This window comes from Pseudomonas chlororaphis subsp. piscium (genome assembly GCF_003850345.1).
Lineage (GTDB): Bacteria > Pseudomonadota > Gammaproteobacteria > Pseudomonadales > Pseudomonadaceae > Aquipseudomonas > Aquipseudomonas piscium.
On the sequence record NZ_CP027707.1, the window covers coordinates 1,206,908 to 1,226,655 of the forward strand.

Below are 19,748 nucleotides of genomic sequence, written 5' to 3' on the forward strand. Positions count from 1 at the left end.
TTTTCGGCGGGCTATGCCTGCAGCCTTTTTGAGTGTTGATCCGTGAGTGATTTGAGTCATATCCGCAATTTCTCCATCATCGCCCACATTGACCATGGCAAGTCGACTCTGGCCGATCGCTTCATCCAGATGTGCGGCGGCCTGGCCGAGCGCGAAATGGAGGCCCAGGTTCTGGACTCCATGGACCTTGAGCGTGAACGCGGGATCACCATCAAGGCCCACAGCGTTACCCTCTATTACAAAGCTCGCGACGGTATCACCTACCAGCTGAACTTCATCGACACCCCAGGCCACGTGGACTTCACCTATGAAGTCAGCCGGTCGCTGGCAGCCTGTGAAGGCGCCTTGCTGGTGGTCGACGCTGGCCAGGGCGTGGAAGCGCAATCGGTTGCCAACTGCTATACCGCCATCGAGCAGGGCCTGGAGGTCATGCCGGTGCTGAACAAGATCGACCTGCCGCAGGCCGATCCGGACCGGGTCAAGGAAGAGATCGAGAAGATCATCGGTATCGATGCCACCGACGCCGTGACCTGTAGCGCCAAGACCGGCCTGGGTGTCGACGAGGTGCTGGAGCGCCTGGTAACCACCATTCCCGCGCCGACCGGCAACATCGAGGATCCGTTGCAAGCGTTGATCATCGACTCCTGGTTCGACAATTACCTGGGCGTCGTGTCCCTGGTTCGCGTGCGCCATGGCCGCGTGAAGAAGGGCGACAAGATCCTGGTCAAATCCACCGGCAAGATCCACCTGGTGGACAGCGTCGGTGTATTCAACCCGAAACACACCGCCACCACCGACCTGAAGGCCGGTGAAGTAGGCTTCATCATCGCCGGTATCAAGGACATTCACGGTGCACCGGTAGGTGACACCCTGACCCTGAGCTCGACTCCCGATGTCGAAGTGCTGCCCGGCTTCAAGCGCATTCAACCGCAGGTCTACGCCGGCCTGTTCCCGGTCAGCTCCGACGACTTCGAAGACTTCCGCGAAGCCCTGCAAAAGCTCACGCTGAACGACTCGTCGCTGCAATACACCCCGGAAAGCTCCGACGCACTGGGCTTTGGCTTCCGTTGCGGCTTCCTCGGCATGCTGCACATGGAAATCATCCAGGAGCGCCTGGAGCGCGAATACGACCTGGACCTGATCACCACGGCGCCGACGGTGATTTTCGAGCTGCAACTGAAGAATGGTGAGACGATCTACGTCGATAACCCATCGAAGTTGCCGGATCTGTCGTCCATCGAAGATATGCGCGAACCGATCGTGCGGGCCAATATTCTTGTGCCGCAGGAGCACCTGGGTAACGTCATTACCCTGTGCATCGAGAAGCGCGGCATACAGCACGACATGCTGTTCCTCGGTAGCCAGGTCCAGGTGACCTACGACCTGCCGATGAACGAAGTGGTCCTGGACTTCTTCGACCGCCTCAAATCCACCAGTCGTGGCTATGCTTCGCTGGATTATCATTTCGATCGCTACCAATCGGCTAATCTGGTCAAGCTGGATGTGCTGATCAACGGTGAGAAAGTCGACGCCCTGGCATTGATCGTGCATCGTGACAACGCGCACTACAAAGGGCGTGCGTTGACCGAGAAGATGAAGGAACTGATTCCTCGGCAGATGTTCGACGTGGCAATCCAGGCCGCCATTGGCGGGCAGATTGTGGCGCGGACAACCGTCAAGGCGCTCAGAAAGAACGTACTGGCCAAATGCTACGGTGGTGACGTTAGCCGTAAGCGCAAGCTGTTGGAAAAGCAGAAGGCCGGTAAGAAACGCATGAAGCAAGTGGGTAACGTGGAAATTCCACAAGAAGCCTTCCTTGCCGTGCTCAGGTTGGATAGTTAGGTCCTATGTCGCTAAATTTCCCGCTGTTGCTGGTCATCGCCGTCGCCGTCTGCGGTCTGTTGGCGTTGCTCGATCTGGTCTTTCTGGCGCCGCGTCGGCGTGCCGCCATTACCAACTATCAGGGCAGCGTCAGCCAGCCGGATGGACTGGTCATCGAGAAACTGAACAAGGAGCCGATGCTGGTCGAGTACGGCAAATCCTTCTTTCCGGTGCTGTTCATCGTGCTGGTGCTGCGTTCGTTTCTGGTGGAACCGTTTCAGATTCCTTCGGGATCGATGAAACCGACCCTGGATGTGGGCGACTTCATCCTGGTGAACAAGTTTTCTTACGGGATCCGCTTGCCGGTGATCGACAAGAAAGTCATCGAGGTCGGTGATCCGCAGCGCGGCGATGTGATGGTGTTCCGCTACCCGAGCGATCCGAACGTCAACTACATCAAGCGTGTGGTTGGCCTGCCGGGCGACGAAGTGCGCTACACCAGCGACAAGCGCCTGTTCGTCAACGGCCAGTCGGTCGCCGAACAGCTGGTCGGTTCCGAGCCGGGCACCCTGGGCAGCGCGGAGCTCTACAAGGAAAAACTCGGCGCCGCCGAGCACCTGATCCGCAAGGAAATGAGCCGCTACCGGGCGACCCCGGACCGTCAGTGGACCGTGCCTGCCGGGCACTACTTCATGATGGGTGACAACCGCGACAACTCGAACGACAGCCGCTACTGGGATGACCCGAGCATTCCCAAGGACCTGCTGGGCATGGTTCCCGACAAAAATATCGTCGGCAAGGCCTTCGCAGTCTGGATGAGCTGGCCCGAACCGAAACTCAGCCACCTGCCGAATTTCTCGCGGGTTGGCCTGATCAAGTAATCACACACGGCGCTGTTGAACACAGCGCCGAATGCTTTTCTGGATCTTGTAGAACACCGGCCCGCCAGGTTCGGCAGCCTCCCAGGCGTCACCAGAAGCAGCAGTCAACGATATTCAGGATGTGGATTTGAACACAGCGTTAATTGCCACAGGCACCTCGTGCCTCGTCTCCAAGGTGGTGAAATTCAACCACGAACTCAGCGTGGGTAAACCGTGAGCGTTTCTTTGAGCCGTCTCGAGCGTCAGCTCGGTTACACCTTCAAGGACCAGGAACTGATGGTCCTGGCCCTCACTCACCGCAGTTTTGCCGGGCGCAACAATGAACGCCTGGAATTCCTCGGTGACGCCATCCTCAACTTCGTCGCCGGCGAAGCGCTGTTCGAGCGTTTTCCCCAGGCTCGCGAAGGCCAGCTGTCGCGTCTGCGCGCGCGCCTGGTGAAGGGTGAAACCCTGGCCGTACTGGCCCGCGGTTTCGATCTGGGCGAATACCTGCGCCTGGGTTCCGGTGAGTTGAAAAGCGGCGGCTTCCGCCGTGAGTCGATCCTCGCCGATGCCCTGGAAGCGCTGATTGGTGCGATCTACCTGGATGCCGGCATGGAAGTCGCGCGTGAGCGCGTGCTGTCCTGGCTGACGTCCGAGTTCGACAGCCTGACGCTGGTCGACACCAACAAGGACCCCAAGACCCGCCTGCAGGAGTTCCTGCAGTCGCGTGCCTGTGAATTGCCCCGCTACGAAGTGGTGGATATCCAGGGTGAGCCCCATTGCCGGACGTTCTTCGTCGAATGTGAAATCACCCTACTGAACGAAAAAAGCCGAGGTCAGGGTGTGAGCCGTCGTATTGCCGAACAGGTAGCGGCCGCCGCAGCACTGATTGCCCTGGGCGTGGAGAATGGCCATGACTGATACAACCGCAACACGCTGTGGCTATGTCGCCATCGTCGGCCGTCCGAACGTGGGCAAGTCCACGCTGCTGAACCATATCCTGGGACAGAAGCTGGCCATCACCTCGCGCAAGCCGCAGACCACTCGTCACAACATGCTCGGCATCAAGACCGAAGGCGCCATCCAGGCGATCTACGTCGACACCCCGGGCATGCACAAGAGCAACGAGAAAGCCCTTAACCGCTACATGAACAAGACCGCCTCGGCGGCCTTGAAAGACGTCGACGTGGTGATCTTCGTTGTCGATCGCACCAAGTGGACCGATGAAGACCAGTTGGTGCTGGAACGCGTCCAGTACGTGCAGGGCCCGGTGATCCTGGCGATCAACAAGACCGACCGCATCGAGGACAAGGCCGAGCTGATGCCGCACCTTACCTGGTTGCAGGAGCAGTTGCCGAATGCCGAGATCGTTCCGGTGTCGGCCCAGCAGGGTCACAACCTGGAAGCCCTGGAAGGCCTGATCGCCAAGCACCTGCCGGAAAACGATCATTTCTTCCCGGAAGACCAGATCACCGACCGCAGCAGCCGTTTCCTCGCCGCCGAACTGGTGCGCGAGAAGATCATGCGCCAGCTGGGTGCCGAGCTGCCGTACCAGATCACCGTGGAAATCGAAGAGTTCAAGCAGCAGGGCAAGACCCTGCACATTCATGCCTTGATCCTCGTCGAGCGCGATGGCCAGAAGAAAATCATCATTGGCGACAAGGGTGAGCGCATCAAGCGCATCGGCATGGAAGCGCGCAAGGACATGGAGCTGCTGTTCGACTCCAAGGTCATGCTCAACCTGTGGGTCAAGGTCAAAGGCGGCTGGTCCGACGACGAGCGCGCCCTGCGTTCGCTGGGCTACGGCGACCTGTAATCCTGCCCGTCGCCAGCGCCTCGCTCCTGCAACATGCAGGGGGGAGCCGCTGGCGATATAGGTTCAACGAACCTCCCCGCGGACCTGTCACTTTCTCAAGCCTTGAGATCCCCGACACCTATGTCCAGTAACCCTCCCATCGGCCAGCCCGCTTACGTCCTGCACAGTCGCGCCTATCGCGAGAGCAGTGCGTTGGTGGACTTCCTCACGCCCCAAGGGCGGCTGCGCGCGGTGTTGCGTGGCGCGCGGGGCAAGGCCGGGACCCTGGCGCGACCGTTCGTGCCGCTGGAAGTGGAGTTTCGCGGGCGCGGCGAGCTGAAAAACGTCGGGCGCATGGAAAGCGCGGGAACCTCCACCTGGCTCAACGGTGAGGCGCTGTTCAGCGGCCTCTACCTCAACGAACTGCTGATCCGCCTGCTGCCCGCCGAAGACCCGCATCCGGCGATCTTCGAGCACTATGCGGCAACCTTGCTGGCCTTGGCCGAGGGCAGGGCCCTCGAGCCCTTGCTGCGTGCGTTCGAGTGGCGCCTGCTGGACGACCTGGGCTATGGCTTCGCCCTGGACATGGATATCCACGGCGCGCCGATTGAGGCGCAGGGCATGTATCGCCTGCAGGTGGATGCCGGCCTGGAGCAGGTTCACCTGTTGCAACCGGGCCTGTTCAACGGCACCGAGCTGCTGGCCATGGCGCAGGCCGACTGGAGCGCCCCTGGCGCGCTGGCGGCGGCCAAGCGCCTGATGCGCCAGGCGCTGGCGGTGCACCTGGGCGGTCGGCCATTGGTCAGTCGCGAGTTGTTTCGCAAGCCCTAGCCGTCCCGTTGCACCTATACGCTCGAATCCTGGCTGGCTTGCTACGACCTGATGGCTGCACGGCCGAAAGCCGGCAGTTATTTTCGCGAGCGGACACTATATGCTGTGCACCGAATCTCTAACTCCTCAGGAGCGCTTCCGTGACCACCAGCAATCGCATTCTTCTTGGCGTGAACATCGACCACGTAGCCACCCTGCGTCAGGCCCGGGGCACCCGTTACCCTGACCCGGTCAAGGCGGCGCTGGACGCGGAAGAGGCGGGGGCCGACGGCATTACCGTGCACCTGCGCGAGGACCGCCGGCATATCCAGGAGCGCGACGTGCTGCTGCTCAAGGACGTGCTGCAAACCCGCATGAACTTCGAGATGGGCGTCACCGAGGAAATGATGGCGTTCGCCGAGCGCATCCGTCCGGCGCACATCTGCCTGGTTCCGGAAACCCGCCAGGAGTTGACCACCGAGGGCGGCCTGGATGTCGCCGGGCAGGAGGCACGGATCAAGGCGGCGGTAGAGCGGCTGTCGAAGATCGGCGCCGAAGTGTCACTGTTCATCGACGCCGATGAGCGGCAGATCGCTGCCTCTCGCCGCGTGGGCGCGCCAGCCATCGAGTTGCACACCGGGCGTTATGCCGATGCCGAAACGCCGAGCGAGGTGGCCGAGGAGCTGCGGCGCGTGGCCGACGGCGTGGCTTTCGGCCTGGGCCAGGGCTTGATCGTCAATGCCGGGCACGGCCTGCATTACCACAACGTCGAGGCGGTCGCGGCGATCAAGGGCATCAACGAGCTGAACATCGGCCATGCGCTGGTGGCCCATGCGCTGTTCGTCGGCTTCAAGGGTGCGGTAGCGGAGATGAAGGCGCTGATCCTGGCGGCGGCCAAGGCCTGACGAAAGCTCTGTAACCGCTGCCGCAGGCTGCGATCGAGCGGAACCGATTTTACGGTCGTGCAGGTCCTGCGGACCTGTCGCAGCCTTCGGCAGCGGCTACAACAGAGGGTTTAAAGCGGCGGGTTTTCCTGGGTCGGCTTGGTCTTGTCCACGCCCGGCACATGCAGATTGCCCTCGGCCACCTGGTCGCCTTCCAGCTGCGGCTGCGTGACCCAGGTCAGGATGTCGTAGTAACGACGGATGTTGGCGACGAAATGCACCGGCTCGCCACCCCGGGCATAGCCATAGCGGGTCTTGCTGTACCACTGCTTCTGCGAGAGACGCGGCAGCATTTTCTTCACGTCCAGCCACTTGTTCGGGTTCAGCCCTTCCTTTTGCGCCAGCTTGCGGGCGTCGTCCAGGTGGCCGCTGCCGACGTTGTAGGCGGCGAGGGCGAACCAGGTGCGGTCCGGCTCTTCGATCTTGTCGTCCAGTTGATCCTTCATGTACGCCAGGTACTTGGCGCCACCCTTGATGCTTTGCTTGGCATCCAGGCGGTTGGACACGCCCATGGCCTGGGCAGTGTTCTGGGTCAGCATCATCAGGCCGCGGACGCCGGTCTTGGAGGTGACGCTCGGTTGCCACAAGGATTCCTGGTAGCCGATGGCCGCCAGCAGGCGCCAGTCGACCTTCTCTTCCTTGGCCGAGGCCTTGAAGTGCTTCTCGTATTTGGGCAGGCGCTGCTGCAGGTGCTGGGCAAAGGTGTAGGCGCCGACATAACCCAGGACGTCCACGTGCCCGTAATAACGGTCCTTCAGGCGCTGCAGGGTGCCGTTCTTCTGCACCTTGTCGAGGAAGTCGTTGATTTCGTTGAGCAGGCTGTTGTCGTCGCCGGCGGCCACTGCCCAGCTCTGGTTGCGGGCATCGCCAAGGTCGAAGGCGACGCGGATATTGGCGAAATACACCTGGTTCATCGCCACTTCGTTGGAATCCACCAGGGTCAGGTCGATCTGCCCTTCGTCGACCATACGCAGCAGGTCGACCACTTCGACCTCGTCGGACTCTTCATATTGAATGCCGGGGTATTTCAGCTTGAGTTCGGCCAGTTGCTCGGCGTGGGTGCTGCCCTTGAGCACCATGATCTTCTTGCCGACCAGGTCGCCCGCATCGGTGGGGCGGGACTGGCCGTTGCGGTAGATGATCTGCGGGGTGACTTCCAGATAGGTGTGGGAAAACCTGACTTGCTGCTTGCGTTTCTCGCTGCTGACCAGACCGGCAGCAGCCAGCACCGGGCCGTTAGGTTTACCCAACTGGTCGAAGAGGTCGTCGAGGTTGTCCGCGGTTTCGATCTTCAGCGTCACCCCCAGATCGTCGGCGAAGCGTTTCACCAGCTCGTATTCGAAGCCGGTTTCACCGTTGCGATCCTGAAAGTAGGTGGCCGGGCTGTTACGGGTGACCACCCGCAGCACGCCATCCTCCTTTACTCGCTCCAGTGTGCTGGGTTTCTCAACGCAGGCACTGAGCATCAGGAAGAGTCCGGTTGCGATGAGCCATCTGGCACGGCGCGGACGTAAAGCCATTGGGGAAAACATCTGCGCAGTATACGCAAAGGACAACAACCGCCATATCTCGACAGCGAAGGGCTTGTCTGCTAGAGGTTTCGGGCCCCCGTCAGAGCGCTTGGGAATGGGCCTTCGCGGCTCGCTGGAAGGGGTGAAATAACCCTTCTGAATGGTCCGGATGAGCCTTTGTCACAGGGGGGCTGCACACGGGCCGACGTCTGGCCGCGCTCGGGCGTGCCGTTTCGGGTGCCGTCGCGGGCGGTTTAGGCTAGAATGCACGGCCTCAAAGCACACCCCCTTCCCGAGGCTGTCCCGAAGATGTTGATCCTGCGCGGCGCTCCTGCCCTTTCTGCCTTTCGCCACAGCAAACTCCTTGAGCAACTGAGCCAGAAGGTTCCAGCTGTCAGTGGCCTGTATGCTGAATTCGCTCACTTCGCCGAAGTTACCGGCGTCCTGACCGGCGACGAACAGCAGGTGCTTGCGCGCCTTCTGAAGTACGGCCCAAGCGTACCGGTGCAAGAACCTACCGGTCGTCTGTTCCTGGTGCTGCCGCGTTTCGGCACCATCTCGCCATGGTCGAGCAAGGCCAGCGATATTGCCCGCAACTGTGGCCTGAGCAAGATCCAGCGCCTGGAGCGCGGCATTGCCTTCTACGTGGCCGGTGAATTCAACGACGCACAAGCGCAGCTTATTGCCGATGTGCTGCATGACCGCATGACCCAGATCGTGCTGGGCAACCTGGAGCAGGCTGCCGGCCTGTTCAGCCATGCCACGCCGAAGCCGCTGACCGCCATCGACATCCTCGGTGGTGGCCGCGCCGCGCTGGAGCAGGCTAACACCGAGCTGGGCCTGGCCCTGGCCGAAGACGAAATCGATTACCTGGTCAATGCCTTCCAGGGCCTCAAGCGCAACCCGCACGACATCGAACTGATGATGTTCGCCCAGGCCAACTCCGAGCACTGCCGCCACAAGATCTTCAACGCCAGTTGGGATATCGACGGCCAGAGCCAGGAAAAAAGCCTGTTCGGCATGATCAAGAACACCTATCAGATGCACAACGAAGGTGTGCTGTCGGCTTACAAGGACAACGCCTCGGTGATCGTCGGCAATGTCGCCGGCCGTTTCTTCCCGAACCCTGAAACCCGCCAGTACGGCGCGGTGCAGGAGCCGGTGCACATCCTGATGAAGGTCGAGACCCACAACCACCCGACCGCCATCGCCCCGTTCCCGGGCGCATCCACCGGTTCCGGTGGCGAGATCCGCGATGAAGGCGCGACCGGTCGTGGCGCCAAGCCAAAGGCCGGCCTGACCGGTTTCACCGTATCCAACCTGCAGATCCCGGGCTTCGAACAGCCGTGGGAAGTGCCGTACGGCAAGCCTGAGCGCATTGTGACCGCGCTGGACATCATGATCGAAGGCCCGCTGGGCGGTGCCGCGTTCAACAACGAATTCGGTCGTCCGGCGCTGACCGGCTACTTCCGTACCTTCGAACAGTCCATCAACACCCCGCACGGCGATGAGGTTCGTGGTTACCACAAGCCGATCATGTTGGCCGGCGGCATGGGCAACATCCGCGAAGAGCACGTCAAGAAAGGCGAGATCGTCGTCGGCTCCAAGCTGATCGTCCTCGGTGGCCCGGCGATGCTGATCGGCCTGGGTGGCGGCGCCGCTTCCTCCATGGCCACCGGCACCAGCTCGGCGGATCTGGACTTCGCTTCCGTTCAGCGTGAAAACCCGGAAATGGAGCGCCGTTGCCAGGAAGTCATCGACCGTTGCTGGCAGCTGGGCGACAAGAACCCGATCAGCTTCATCCACGACGTCGGCGCGGGCGGTCTGTCCAACGCCTTCCCGGAACTGGTCAACGACGGCGACCGCGGTGGCCGCTTCGAACTGCGCAACATTCCAAACGACGAGCCGGGCATGGCCCCGCACGAAATCTGGAGCAACGAATCCCAGGAGCGCTACGTCCTGGCAGTCGGCCCGGCCGATTTCGAGCGCTTCCAGGCGATCTGCGAGCGTGAGCGTTGCCCGTTTGCCGTTGTGGGTGAAGCCACCGCCGAACCGCAACTGACTGTCACCGACAGCCACTTCGGCAACAACCCGGTGGACATGCCACTGGAAGTGCTGCTGGGCAAGGCGCCGCGCATGCACCGTTCGGTGGTTCGCGAAGCCGAGCTGGGCGACGATTTCGATCCGTCGAACCTCGACATCGGCGAAAGCATCGAGCGCGTCCTGCATCACCCGGCCGTGGCCAGCAAGAGCTTCTTGATCACCATCGGCGACCGCACCATCACCGGCCTGGTGGCCCGTGACCAAATGGTCGGTCCATGGCAGGTTCCGGTGGCCGACGTTGCCGTCACCGCCACCAGTTTCGACGTCTACACCGGTGAAGCCATGGCCATGGGCGAGCGGACTCCGCTGGCTCTGCTGGACGCTCCGGCGTCGGGCCGCATGGCCATTGGCGAAACCCTGACCAACATTGTCGCTTCGCGCATCAACAAGATCTCCGACATCAAGCTGTCGGCGAACTGGATGTCCGCGGCTGGTCACCCGGGCGAAGACGCACGTCTGTACGACACCGTGAAAGCGGTTGGCATGGAGCTGTGCCCTGAGCTGGGCATCACCATTCCGGTGGGTAAGGACTCCATGTCCATGGCCACCCGCTGGAACGACAACGGTGAAGAAAAAACCGTGACCTCGCCGATGTCGCTGATCGTGACCGGTTTCGCGCCTGTGGCGGACATCCGCCAGACCCTGACCCCGCAACTGCGCATGGACAAGGGCACCACCGACCTGATCCTGATCGACCTCGGTCGCGGCCAGAACCGCATGGGCGCCTCGATCCTCGCCCAGGTGCACGGCAAGCTCGGCAAGCAGGCCCCGGACGTCGATGACGCCGAAGACCTGAAAGCCTTCTTCGCGGTGATCCAGGGCCTCAACGCCGACGGTCACCTGCTGGCTTACCACGACCGTTCCGACGGTGGTCTGCTGACCAGCGTGGTGGAAATGGCCTTCGCCGGTCACTGCGGCCTGAACCTGAACCTCGACGCCCTGGCCGAGACCTCGACCGAGATCGCCGCCATCCTGTTCAACGAAGAACTGGGTGCGGTGATCCAGGTGCGCCAGGACGCCACCCCGGACGTGCTGGCGCAATTCAGCGCCGCCGGCCTGGGCGACTGCGTGGCGGTGATCGGCCAGCCGGTCAACAACGGCCATATCAACATCAGCTTCAACGGCGAAGAGGTTTTCGCCGGCGAGCGTCGCCTGCTGCAGCGCCAGTGGGCTGAAACCAGCTACCAGATCCAGCGCCTGCGCGACAACGCCGACTGCGCCGAGCAGGAATTCGACGTCCTGCTGGAAGAAGACAACCCGGGCCTGAGCGTCAAGCTGAGCTTCGACGTCAACCAGGACATCGCCGCGCCTTACATCAAGAAAGGCGTGCGTCCTCAGGTTGCCGTGCTGCGCGAGCAGGGCGTCAACGGCCAGGTGGAAATGGCCGCGGCGTTCGACCGTGCCGGCTTCAACGCGATCGACGTGCACATGAGCGACATCCTCGCCGGTCGTGTCGACCTGAACGAGTTCAAGGGCATGGTTGCCTGCGGCGGCTTCTCTTACGGCGACGTACTCGGCGCCGGTGAGGGCTGGGCCAAGTCGGCACTGTTCAACAGCCGTGCCCGCGACGCCTTCCAGGGCTTCTTCGAGCGCAGCGACACCTTCACCCTCGGCGTGTGCAACGGTTGCCAGATGATGTCCAACCTGCACGAGCTGATCCCGGGCAGCGAGTTCTGGCCGCACTTCGTGCGCAACCGTTCCGAGCAGTTCGAGGCCCGTGTGGCGATGGTCCAGGTCCAGGAGTCGAACTCGATCTTCCTGCAGGGCATGGCCGGTTCGCGCATGCCGATCGCCATCGCCCACGGCGAAGGCCATGCGGAATTCGAAAGCGCAGAAGCCCTGCTCGAAGCCGACCTGTCCGGTTGCGTGGCCCTGCGCTTCGTCGACAACCACGGCAAGGTCACCGAAAGCTATCCGGCCAACCCGAACGGCTCGCCGCGCGGGATCACCGGCCTGACCAGCCGCGACGGCCGCGTCACCATCATGATGCCGCACCCTGAGCGGGTATTCCGTGCCGTGCAGAACTCCTGGCGTCCGGAAGAGTGGAACGAAGATGCGGCGTGGATGCGCATGTTCCGTAACGCTCGTGTGTGGGTGAACTAAGGCCCGTGTACAAGCTCAGCTTTTTTGTCCCGCCCAGCCACGTGGAAGTGGTCAAGAACGCTGTATTCGCCGCCGGTGGCGGACGGATCGGCGCTTACGACCAGTGTGCGTGGCAGGTGTTGGGCCAGGGCCAGTTCCGCCCGTTGGACGGCAGCCAGCCGTTTCTCGGGCAGACCGGCCAGGTCGAGCAGGTGCAGGAATGGAAAGTCGAGCTGGTGGTGGCCGATGAGTTGATCCGTAGCGTGGTGATGGCCCTCAAGCAGAGCCATCCCTACGAGACACCGGCTTACGAAGTCTGGCGTCTGGAAGACTTCTAAGGCCCCACCCATGAAAAAGCCCGCTGAACCGGTAACGGTCAGCGGGCTTTTTTGTGCCGGTTCGCCGCCAACCCCGTAGGAGCGAAGCTTGCTCGCGATAGCGCCCGTCCAGGCGCCATCTTCTTCACTGTGGACCTGATCGCGAGCAAGCTTCGCTCCTACAGCATGCGAGCCCGTCAGACCTTCGCGCTGACCTCGCTGCGGTTGATCAGGCTGTCCAGAGCCTGGCTCAGGCTTGCGGCCCGTTCCCCGATCAGCAGGTGCCAGACGCCATCGTCGAGCTGGCTCGAGCCCTGGCAGCCGAGGTTCTTCAGCTGATATTCCGACAGCGCCTTGTTGTCGCCCAGTTGCACCCGCAGACGAGTCATGGCCACACAGTCCAGTTGCAGCACATTGTCGCTGCCGCCGAAGGCGTCCAGCCATTTCACGGCTTCCTGGGGCGCAATGCTCACCGCTGGCGGTGCTTCGAAGTCCGCGGCGGCCGGGCCTGGCTGCTCCAGTGGCTTGCCGGCGCTGGGCATGGCCAGGCGAATCTCATCGGCGATGCTGTCGGCCAGTGGGCCGACCACCACTTGCAGGCTGCCGCCCTTGCCGGGACGCACCACGGCCATGGCGCCAAGGGCCTTGAGGTCGCTGTCCGACGCCTTGGTGCGGTCGGCCAGTTCCAGGCGCAGGCGGGTGGTGCAGGCGCCGACGGTAATCAAGTTGTCCGCGCCGCCCAGGGCCTGGATATAGGCACCGGCGCGCTGATTGTTGGTCATGGCGGCTTTTTCGGTGCCCGGGGTGTCTTCGCGGCCCGGGGTTTTCAGGTTGAAGCGACGGATACAGAAGTCGAAGACCGTGTAGTAGACCACCGCATAGAGCAGGCCCACGGGGAATATCAGCCAGCCGTTGGTGGACTTGCCCCAGCCCAGGGCCATGTCGATGGCGCCGCCGGAGAAGGTGAAACCCAGGTGAATATTTAGGAAGTTGGTCAGGCCCATGGCGAGGCCGGTCAGCAGGGCATGCACCAGGTAGAGGAAGGGGGCGAGGAACATGAAGGCGAACTCCACCGGCTCGGTCACCCCGGTGAGGGCCGAGGTCAGGGCCATCGACAGCAGGATCCCGCCCATCACCTTGCGCCGCTCCGGCAAGGCGTTGCGATACATCGCCAGGCAGGCGGCGGGCAGGCCGAAGATCATCATCGGGAACATGCCGGTCATGAACTGGCCGCCCTTGGGGTCGCCGGCGAAGTAGCGCGAGATATCCCCTGTGACCAGGGCACCGGTGGTCGGGTCGGTGAAGTTGCCGAAGACGAACCAGGCCATGTTGTTGAGAATATGGTGCAGGCCGGTGACGATCAGCAAGCGGTTGAACACACCGAACACGAAGGCGCCGAAGCTGCCGCTGTCCAGCAGCAGGGCGCCGAAGCTGTTGATGCCATGCTGGATCGGCGGCCAGATCAGGCCGAACACCACCCCCAGGCCGACGGCGCTGAAGCCGGTGACGATCGGCACGAAGCGCCGCCCGCCAAAGAACGCCAGGTATTCCGGCAGCTTGATGTCCTTGAAGCGGTTGTACAGGGCACCGCCCAGCAGGCCGCTGATGATCCCGGCGAGCATGCCCATGTTGATGCTGGCGTCGAGCACCTTGAGGGTCGCCACCATCACCAGGTAACCGATGGCGCCGGCCAGGCCGGCGGTGCCGTTGTTGTCCTTGGCGAAGCCCACGGCGATGCCGATGGCGAAGATCAGCGCCAGGTTGGCGAAGATGGTCTGGCCGGCATCGTGGATGATCGCGATGTTCAGCAGGTCGGTGTCGCCCAGGCGCAGCAGCAGGCCGGCGATCGGCAGGATCGCGATCGGCAGCATCAGGGCCCGGCCCAGGCGCTGCAGGCCTTCGATGAATAATTGGTACATGGCGTGTCTCCCGGTGTTCTTGTTGTTCAGCTCAGGGGCCAGTGTTGGTGGCAGGCATGGCGCACCGCCGAGGCACTGCTCAGGTTCAGCAGGTCGTGGCTGAGGCGCCGGCATTCGGCGGCGTCCAGCTGGCGGACCCGCTCCTTGATTTCGCCCACTTGCGGCGGGCTCACCGACAGCTCGCGGACCCCCAGGCCGACCAGCACCGGCGTCGCCAGCGGATCGGAGGCCAGCGCGCCGCACACACCGACCCAGCGGCCGTGCTTGGCCGCACCGGCGCAGGTCTGGGCGATCAGCCGCAGCAGCGCCGGGTGCAGCGCATCGACCCGCGCGGCCAGGCCGGCATGGTCACGGTCCATGGCCAGGGTGTATTGCGACAGGTCGTTGGTGCCGATGGAGAGGAAGTCGGCGTATTCGGCCAGTTGCTCGGCGAGCAGGGCGGCGGCCGGGACTTCGATCATCACCCCCAGTTCCGGGCGCTGGCTGATCCCCAGCTCGACACACAGGCAATCGACGCGCTCGCGGATATGCAGCAGTTCGTCGAGCTCGCTGACCATCGGCAGCAGGATGCGGCAGCGTTGCAGCGGGCTGACCTGCAACAGGGCCCGCAGTTGCTGGTCCAGCAGTTCCGGGCGGGCCTGGGCCAGGCGAATGCCGCGCAGGCCCAGCACCGGGTTGGCTTCCACTGGCAGCGGCAGGTAGTCCAGTTGCTTGTCGCCGCCGACGTCTATGGTGCGGATGATCACCGCCTTGTCGCCCATGGCATCCAGCACGGCCTGATAGGCCTGGCGCTGCTCCTGTTCATCGGGGGCGATATGCCGGTCGACAAACAGAAACTCGGTACGCAACAGGCCGACGCCGTCGGCGCCGTTGGCATGGGCGCCCTGGGCTTCCTGGCTGGAGGCGACATTGGCGGCGACTTCGATCGCCAGGCCGTCGAGGGTCCTGGCCGGCAGATGGGCCTGTTGCTGTTGTTGCTCGCGACGCTGCTGATGGAGTAGATGGCTCTGCTGCACCTGTTCGATGCGCGCGCTGTCCGGCGTCAGCTCCAGGCGACCGTTATCGGCGTTCAGCACCACTGGCTGGCCTTGAGGCACATCGAGAAGCTCCGGGCCCAGGGCCACCAGGCAGGGCAGGCCCTTGCCCCGGGCCAGGATCGCCACATGAGAGGTAGCGCCGCCAGCGGCCATGCACAGGCCGGCAGCGCCTTGCTCGCTCAGTTGCAACAGGTCGGACGGGGTCAGTTCGTGGGCCGCGACTATGGCACCGGCCGGCAGCTGGTAATGCCAGGCCTCGCCGAGCAGGGCGCGCAGCACCCGTTGTTGCAGGTCGCGCAGGTCGTTGGTGCGTTCGGCGAGCAGGGCATTGCCCAGTTGCAGCAGGATCTCGCACTGTTCGCCGATGGCGTCGCTCCAGGCGTGGGTGGCGGCGCGCCCCTGGCCAATGCTCTGGCGGGCGGCATCCAGCAGCGCCGGGTCTTCGAGCAGGGCCAGGTGGGCGGCGAAGATCGCTTCTTCCTGGCTGTCCTTGCGTTGCCGGGCGTGGTCCAGGGTGCCACGAATGTCGCTGCGAACCTTTTCCAGGGCCTGGTCCAGCGCCCGTAGTTGTTCCTGTGGCGGGTGACCGCCGCGGTCTTCGGGCAAGGTCATGGCGGTCAGGTGAAACAGCGGCCCGCAGACCAGCCCGGAGGCGGCGCAGACACCCTGGATCACCCCGGCTTCGGCGGGGCGCTGGGGGGTGACGGCCTTCAACGCTGGTGCCGCGGCATGGGCGTCTTCGGCCAGCGGGGTGGCGAGGGCGTCCAGCAGGGCCAGCAGGGCGGCCTTGCAATCCTTGCCCTGGCAGCTGACCCGCACCTCGTCCTGCTCGCCAACCCCCAGCCCCATCAGGCTGACCAGGCTGTCGCAGGACGCCGACTTGCCGTTGAAATGCAGTTGCGCCTTGCTGCTGAAACCCTGGGCGGTCTGGCGGATCAGCGCAGCGGGCCGGGCATGCAGGCCACCGCGGTGATTGACCCGGGTCTGGCCTTCGACCGCGTCGGTCGAGGTGTCGCTGGCTTGCGCCTGGGCCCCATTGGTCGCGCGAGGCACGATGTGCAGCAGCGGTTCGCCGACTTTCACCGATTTCAGGGTGATGGGCAGGGTCTGGAAGTGTTCACCGTTGGTCAGGATCATCAGGCTGATCAGGCTTTTGCTGTTCCGCGCGACCTGATCGAGATCGAAGCGCAGCAGGGCCTGGCCGCTGCTGACCCGGGCGCCTTCCTGCACCAGCATGGAGAAACCCTCGCCTTGCAGCTGGACGGTGTCCAGGCCCAGGTGCAGCAGCAGTTCCGCGCCATTGTCGGCGCGCAGGGTCACCGCGTGGCCGGTGCGGGCGGCATGCACCACCACGCCGGCGCAGGGGGCGTGCAGGGTGTTGTTCAGCGGGTCGATGGCGATCCCGTCGCCCATGGCTCCGCTGGAAAACACCAGGTCGGGGACCCTGGCGAGGGTGAGCACCGGGCCGCTCAAGGGAGCGCCGAGCGTCAGGTCTTTATTGTTGTTGTGCATGGCGCAGTACTCATCCGTTGAAGGAAAGGCTCAGTGGGTGCGGGTCACTTTGCTCAGGTGCCGTGGCTGGTCCGGGTCCATGCCGCGGGCCTCGGCAAGGCTTGCGGCCATGCCGTAGAAACTCTGGATCGCCAGGATCGGATCGAGCGCCGGGTGTTCGGCCCGGCTCAGGGTCAGGTCGCGCTCGGCGATGTCGTCCGGCGCCGCCAGCAGCACCCGGGCGCCACGCTGGCGCATGTCGGCGGCGAGGCTGATCAGGCCGGCCTGTTCCGCGCCCCGTGGGGCGAACACCAGCAGCGGGTAGTTGTCGCCGATCAGCGCCATCGGGCCGTGGCGAACTTCCGCGCTGCTGAAGGCTTCGGCCTGGATCGCCGAGGTTTCCTTGAGTTTCAGTGCCGCTTCCTGGGCAATGGCGAAACCGGCGCCACGGCCGATCACCATCAGCCGCTGGCTATCGCGCAGAGCCTCGACGGCCGGGCTCCAGTCCGCGGTCGCGGCTTCGCGCAGCCCCTGGGGCAGGGCGAGGCCGGCCTCCAGCAACTGCGCGTCCTGTTTCCAGTGGGCGATCAGGCGGGCGCTGGCGCTGAGGGTGGCGATAAAGCTCTTGGTCGCCGCCACGCTGCGTTCGGCGCCGGCATACAGCGGCAGACAGAACTCGCTGGCGGCTTCCAGCGGGGTGTCCTGGGCGTTGACCATGGCCACGCTCAAGGCCCCGCGCTTGCGCAGCAGCCGCATGCTGTTGACCAGGTCGGGGCTCTGCCCGGACTGGGAAAAGGCGAATGCCACCTGGCCGCTGACCCGCAGCGGCGCCTGTTGCATGGTCACCACCGACATCGGCAAGGACGCGACCGGGAAGCCCAGCTGCTGCATGGTCAGGTAGGCGAAGTAGCTGGCGGCATGGTCGGAGCTGCCGCGGGCGACAGTCATCACCACTTGCGGCGGCTGGCGGTTCAGGCGCCCGGCCACTTCGATCAGTTGCGGGTCCAGGTGCTGCAACTGGCCTTCGACGGCCGCGGCAGAGGACAGCGCCTCTTCAAGCATTTTTGAAGTCAATGTCTTCTCCTTCGACCATGACGGCGGTCAGTGTGAGTGAGCGGTCCAGGCACACGCAGTCGGCCCAGCTGCCGACCTGCAAACGCCCGCGTTCGGCCAGGCCGAGATAATCAGCGGGAAACTGTGACAAGCGTTGCGAAGCTTCGGCCAGGGGCAGGCCGATCTTCACCAGGTTGCGCAGCGCGTGATCCATGGTCAGGGTGCTGCCGGCCAGGGTGCCGTCCGGCAGGCGCACGCCGCCCAGGCATTTGGTCACGGTGTGGCTGCCGAGCTTGTATTCGCCGTCCGGCATGCCGGCGGCCGCGGTGGAATCGGTCACGCAGTACAGGCAGGGGATCGAGCGCAGGGCCACGCGCATGGCGCCAGGGTGCACGTGCAGCAGGTCGGGGATCAGTTCCGCGTACTGGGCGTGGGCCAGGGCGGCGCCGACTATGCCCGGCTCGCGGTGATGCAGCGGGCTCATGGCGTTGTACAGGTGGGTGAAGCTGGTGGCCCCGGCGTCGAGCGCGGCCACGCCTTCTTCGTAGCTGCCCAGGGTGTGGCCGATCTGCATGCGGATGCCGCGGGCGCTGAGGGCGCGGATCAGCGCGTCATGGCCGGCGATTTCCGGGGCGATGGTGATCACCCGGATCGGCGCCAGGCGCAGGTAGGCCTCGACTTCGGCCATCAGCGCGGTATGGGCGAAATTGGGCTGGGCGCCGAGTTTGCCTGGATTGATATACGGACCTTCCAGGTGCACGCCGAGTACCCGGGCGCTGCCGCTGGGACGCTGCTCGCAGTATTCGCCGATGGCGCCGAGGACCCGGGTGATCTCCTCGGTCGGTGCGGTCATGGTGGTGGCCAGCAGCGAGGTGGTGCCGAAACGTACATGGGTGCGGGTGATGGTCTCGAACGCCGGGGCGCCTTCCATGATGTCCTTGCCGCCGCCGCCGTGCACATGCAGGTCGATGAAGCCCGGCAGCAGGTACGGCAGGTCGTTGTCCGCCGGGTCGCAGGGGCTGCCTTCGATGCCGGTGACCTTGCCGTCCCGGTGGTTCAGACGGCCGCGAATCCAGCCTTGTGGGGTGAGGATGTTGTGTTCGGACATGGGCAGCTCTCTGGGACGGGTTCTTGGCGACTCGGCGGCTGGCTCGGTGGCCTGGCTCAGCGACGTAGCTCGGCGACGAAGTCGTAGTAGTCGTTGCGGCAATAGGTGTCGGTGACTTCGATCGGGGTGTTGTCTTCGAGGTAGCCGACGCGGGTCATCAGCAGCATCGCGGTGCCGGGGGCGATGCCCACCAGGGCGGCGAACTCGGCGGAGGCGTTGATCGCCTGGATGTGCTGCAGGGCACGGACCACCGGGCGGCCGATGCCATCGAGGTAGGCGTAGAGCGAATCGCCCACGGCGTCCGGCTGGGCAATGATCGAGGCCGGCAGGGTGCTCATTTCGATCGCCATCACGGTGTCGTCGGCTTTGCGCAGGCGCTTGAGGCGCGCCACCTTGTCGTTCGGCGACAGGCCGAGGCGGATCAGTTCTTCGTGGGTCGGCGTAGTGATTTCCCGCTCCAGCCATTGGGAACCGGGCACGAAGCCCTTGAGGCGGAGCATTTCGCTGAAGCCGGACAGCCGCGACAGCGGTTGTTCCAGGCGTGGGGTAATGAAGGTGCCGGAGCCCTGGCTGCGGCGGATCAGGCCTTGTTCGAACAGCACTTCCAGGGCCTTGCGCGCGGTCACCCGGGAGATGTTGAGCATCTCGCTCAGGTTGCGTTCCGAGGGCAGGGCCTGTTCGGCTTTCCACTGGCCGGCATGGATAGCGGCTTCAAGGTTGCGCGCCAGTTGCAGGTACAGCGGGGTCGGCTGGGTATCGTCGGGGCGCAGGGCCAGGATGTGGTTCATCTGTCGAGGTTCCGATGCGTTATTGGTTTGTTGTCGCCCGGTAATGTGGCGAAAACTAATACCACTTAAATACCATGTCAACGCCAGTAGTACGGCGATAGCGCAC

General features: G+C 63.9%; 14 protein-coding genes. 8 read left to right on the top strand and 6 right to left on the bottom strand.

The window, feature by feature from the left end:
- Positions 1-42 precede the first annotated feature (42 nt).
- The 6 genes from lepA to pdxJ all read left to right on the top strand — a co-directional run bounded on the left by lepA (position 43) and on the right by pdxJ (position 6,194).
- The gene (lepA, locus tag C4K38_RS05445; protein WP_007932152.1) at positions 43-1,842 is read left to right on the top strand and encodes a translation elongation factor 4; all 1,800 of its coding nucleotides are present in this window, start codon (positions 43-45) and stop codon (positions 1,840-1,842) included.
- A 5-nt stretch (positions 1,843-1,847) separates the two neighbouring features.
- Complete coding sequence (lepB, locus tag C4K38_RS05450; protein ID WP_053277570.1) at positions 1,848-2,702, top strand: signal peptidase I; 855 nt, start codon at positions 1,848-1,850, stop codon at positions 2,700-2,702.
- A 213-nt stretch (positions 2,703-2,915) separates the two neighbouring features.
- Positions 2,916-3,605 carry a ribonuclease III gene (rnc, locus tag C4K38_RS05455; RefSeq protein ID WP_009042306.1) on the top strand — a complete coding sequence of 230 codons (690 nt, stop codon included), beginning with the start codon at positions 2,916-2,918 and terminating at the stop codon, positions 3,603-3,605.
- A complete protein-coding gene (gene era / locus C4K38_RS05460) occupies positions 3,598-4,500 on the top strand; it encodes a GTPase Era (protein WP_007932155.1) in 903 nt (300 codons plus the stop codon). Before rnc ends, era begins: the two co-directional genes overlap by 8 nt.
- 120 nt (positions 4,501-4,620) lie before the next feature.
- On the top strand, positions 4,621-5,310 hold the full coding sequence (gene recO, locus C4K38_RS05465) for a DNA repair protein RecO (RefSeq protein WP_053277571.1): 690 nt from the start codon (positions 4,621-4,623) through the stop codon (positions 5,308-5,310).
- 140 nt (positions 5,311-5,450) lie between these two features.
- The gene (gene pdxJ, locus C4K38_RS05470) at positions 5,451-6,194 is read left to right on the top strand and encodes a pyridoxine 5'-phosphate synthase (protein WP_007932164.1); all 744 of its coding nucleotides are present in this window, start codon (positions 5,451-5,453) and stop codon (positions 6,192-6,194) included.
- A gap of 110 nt (positions 6,195-6,304) precedes the next feature.
- Here the strand turns inward: pdxJ and mltF are convergent, their stop codons facing one another.
- Positions 6,305-7,765, bottom strand: coding sequence for a membrane-bound lytic murein transglycosylase MltF (gene mltF, locus C4K38_RS05475; RefSeq protein WP_053277572.1), 1,461 nt, complete (start codon positions 7,763-7,765; stop codon positions 6,305-6,307).
- Positions 7,766-8,053: 288 nt separating this feature from the next.
- On the opposite strand from mltF, the gene purL reads away from it, so the two are divergent.
- Both purL and C4K38_RS05485 read left to right on the top strand, forming a co-directional pair.
- Positions 8,054-11,950 (top strand): phosphoribosylformylglycinamidine synthase, encoded by a 3,897-nt coding sequence (gene purL, locus C4K38_RS05480; RefSeq protein WP_053277573.1) that lies wholly within the window; start codon positions 8,054-8,056, stop codon positions 11,948-11,950.
- Between the two features lie 5 nt (positions 11,951-11,955).
- Positions 11,956-12,267, top strand: coding sequence for a YqfO family protein (locus tag C4K38_RS05485; protein WP_009047129.1), 312 nt, complete (start codon positions 11,956-11,958; stop codon positions 12,265-12,267).
- A 176-nt stretch (positions 12,268-12,443) separates the two neighbouring features.
- Here the strand turns inward: C4K38_RS05485 and nagE are convergent, their stop codons facing one another.
- Genes nagE through C4K38_RS05510 form a run of 5 tightly spaced genes read right to left on the bottom strand, consistent with a single transcriptional unit; the run spans position 12,444 to position 19,642 of the window.
- Entirely contained in the window at positions 12,444-14,165 is a 1,722-nt protein-coding gene (nagE, locus tag C4K38_RS05490; protein ID WP_053277574.1) for an N-acetylglucosamine-specific PTS transporter subunit IIBC, read from the bottom strand.
- 26 nt (positions 14,166-14,191) lie between these two features.
- Entirely contained in the window at positions 14,192-16,714 is a 2,523-nt protein-coding gene (gene ptsP / locus C4K38_RS05495) for a phosphoenolpyruvate--protein phosphotransferase (protein ID WP_053277575.1), read from the bottom strand.
- Positions 16,715-16,744: 30 nt separating this feature from the next.
- A complete protein-coding gene (locus C4K38_RS05500) occupies positions 16,745-17,767 on the bottom strand; it encodes an SIS domain-containing protein (protein WP_124345260.1) in 1,023 nt (340 codons plus the stop codon).
- Positions 17,748-18,854, bottom strand: coding sequence for an N-acetylglucosamine-6-phosphate deacetylase (gene nagA, locus C4K38_RS05505; RefSeq protein ID WP_053277577.1), 1,107 nt, complete (start codon positions 18,852-18,854; stop codon positions 17,748-17,750). The genes C4K38_RS05500 and nagA overlap by 20 nt, the downstream gene beginning before the upstream one ends.
- A gap of 56 nt (positions 18,855-18,910) precedes the next feature.
- Positions 18,911-19,642 carry a GntR family transcriptional regulator gene (locus tag C4K38_RS05510; protein ID WP_053277578.1) on the bottom strand — a complete coding sequence of 244 codons (732 nt, stop codon included), beginning with the start codon at positions 19,640-19,642 and terminating at the stop codon, positions 18,911-18,913.
- Positions 19,643-19,748 lie beyond the last annotated feature (106 nt).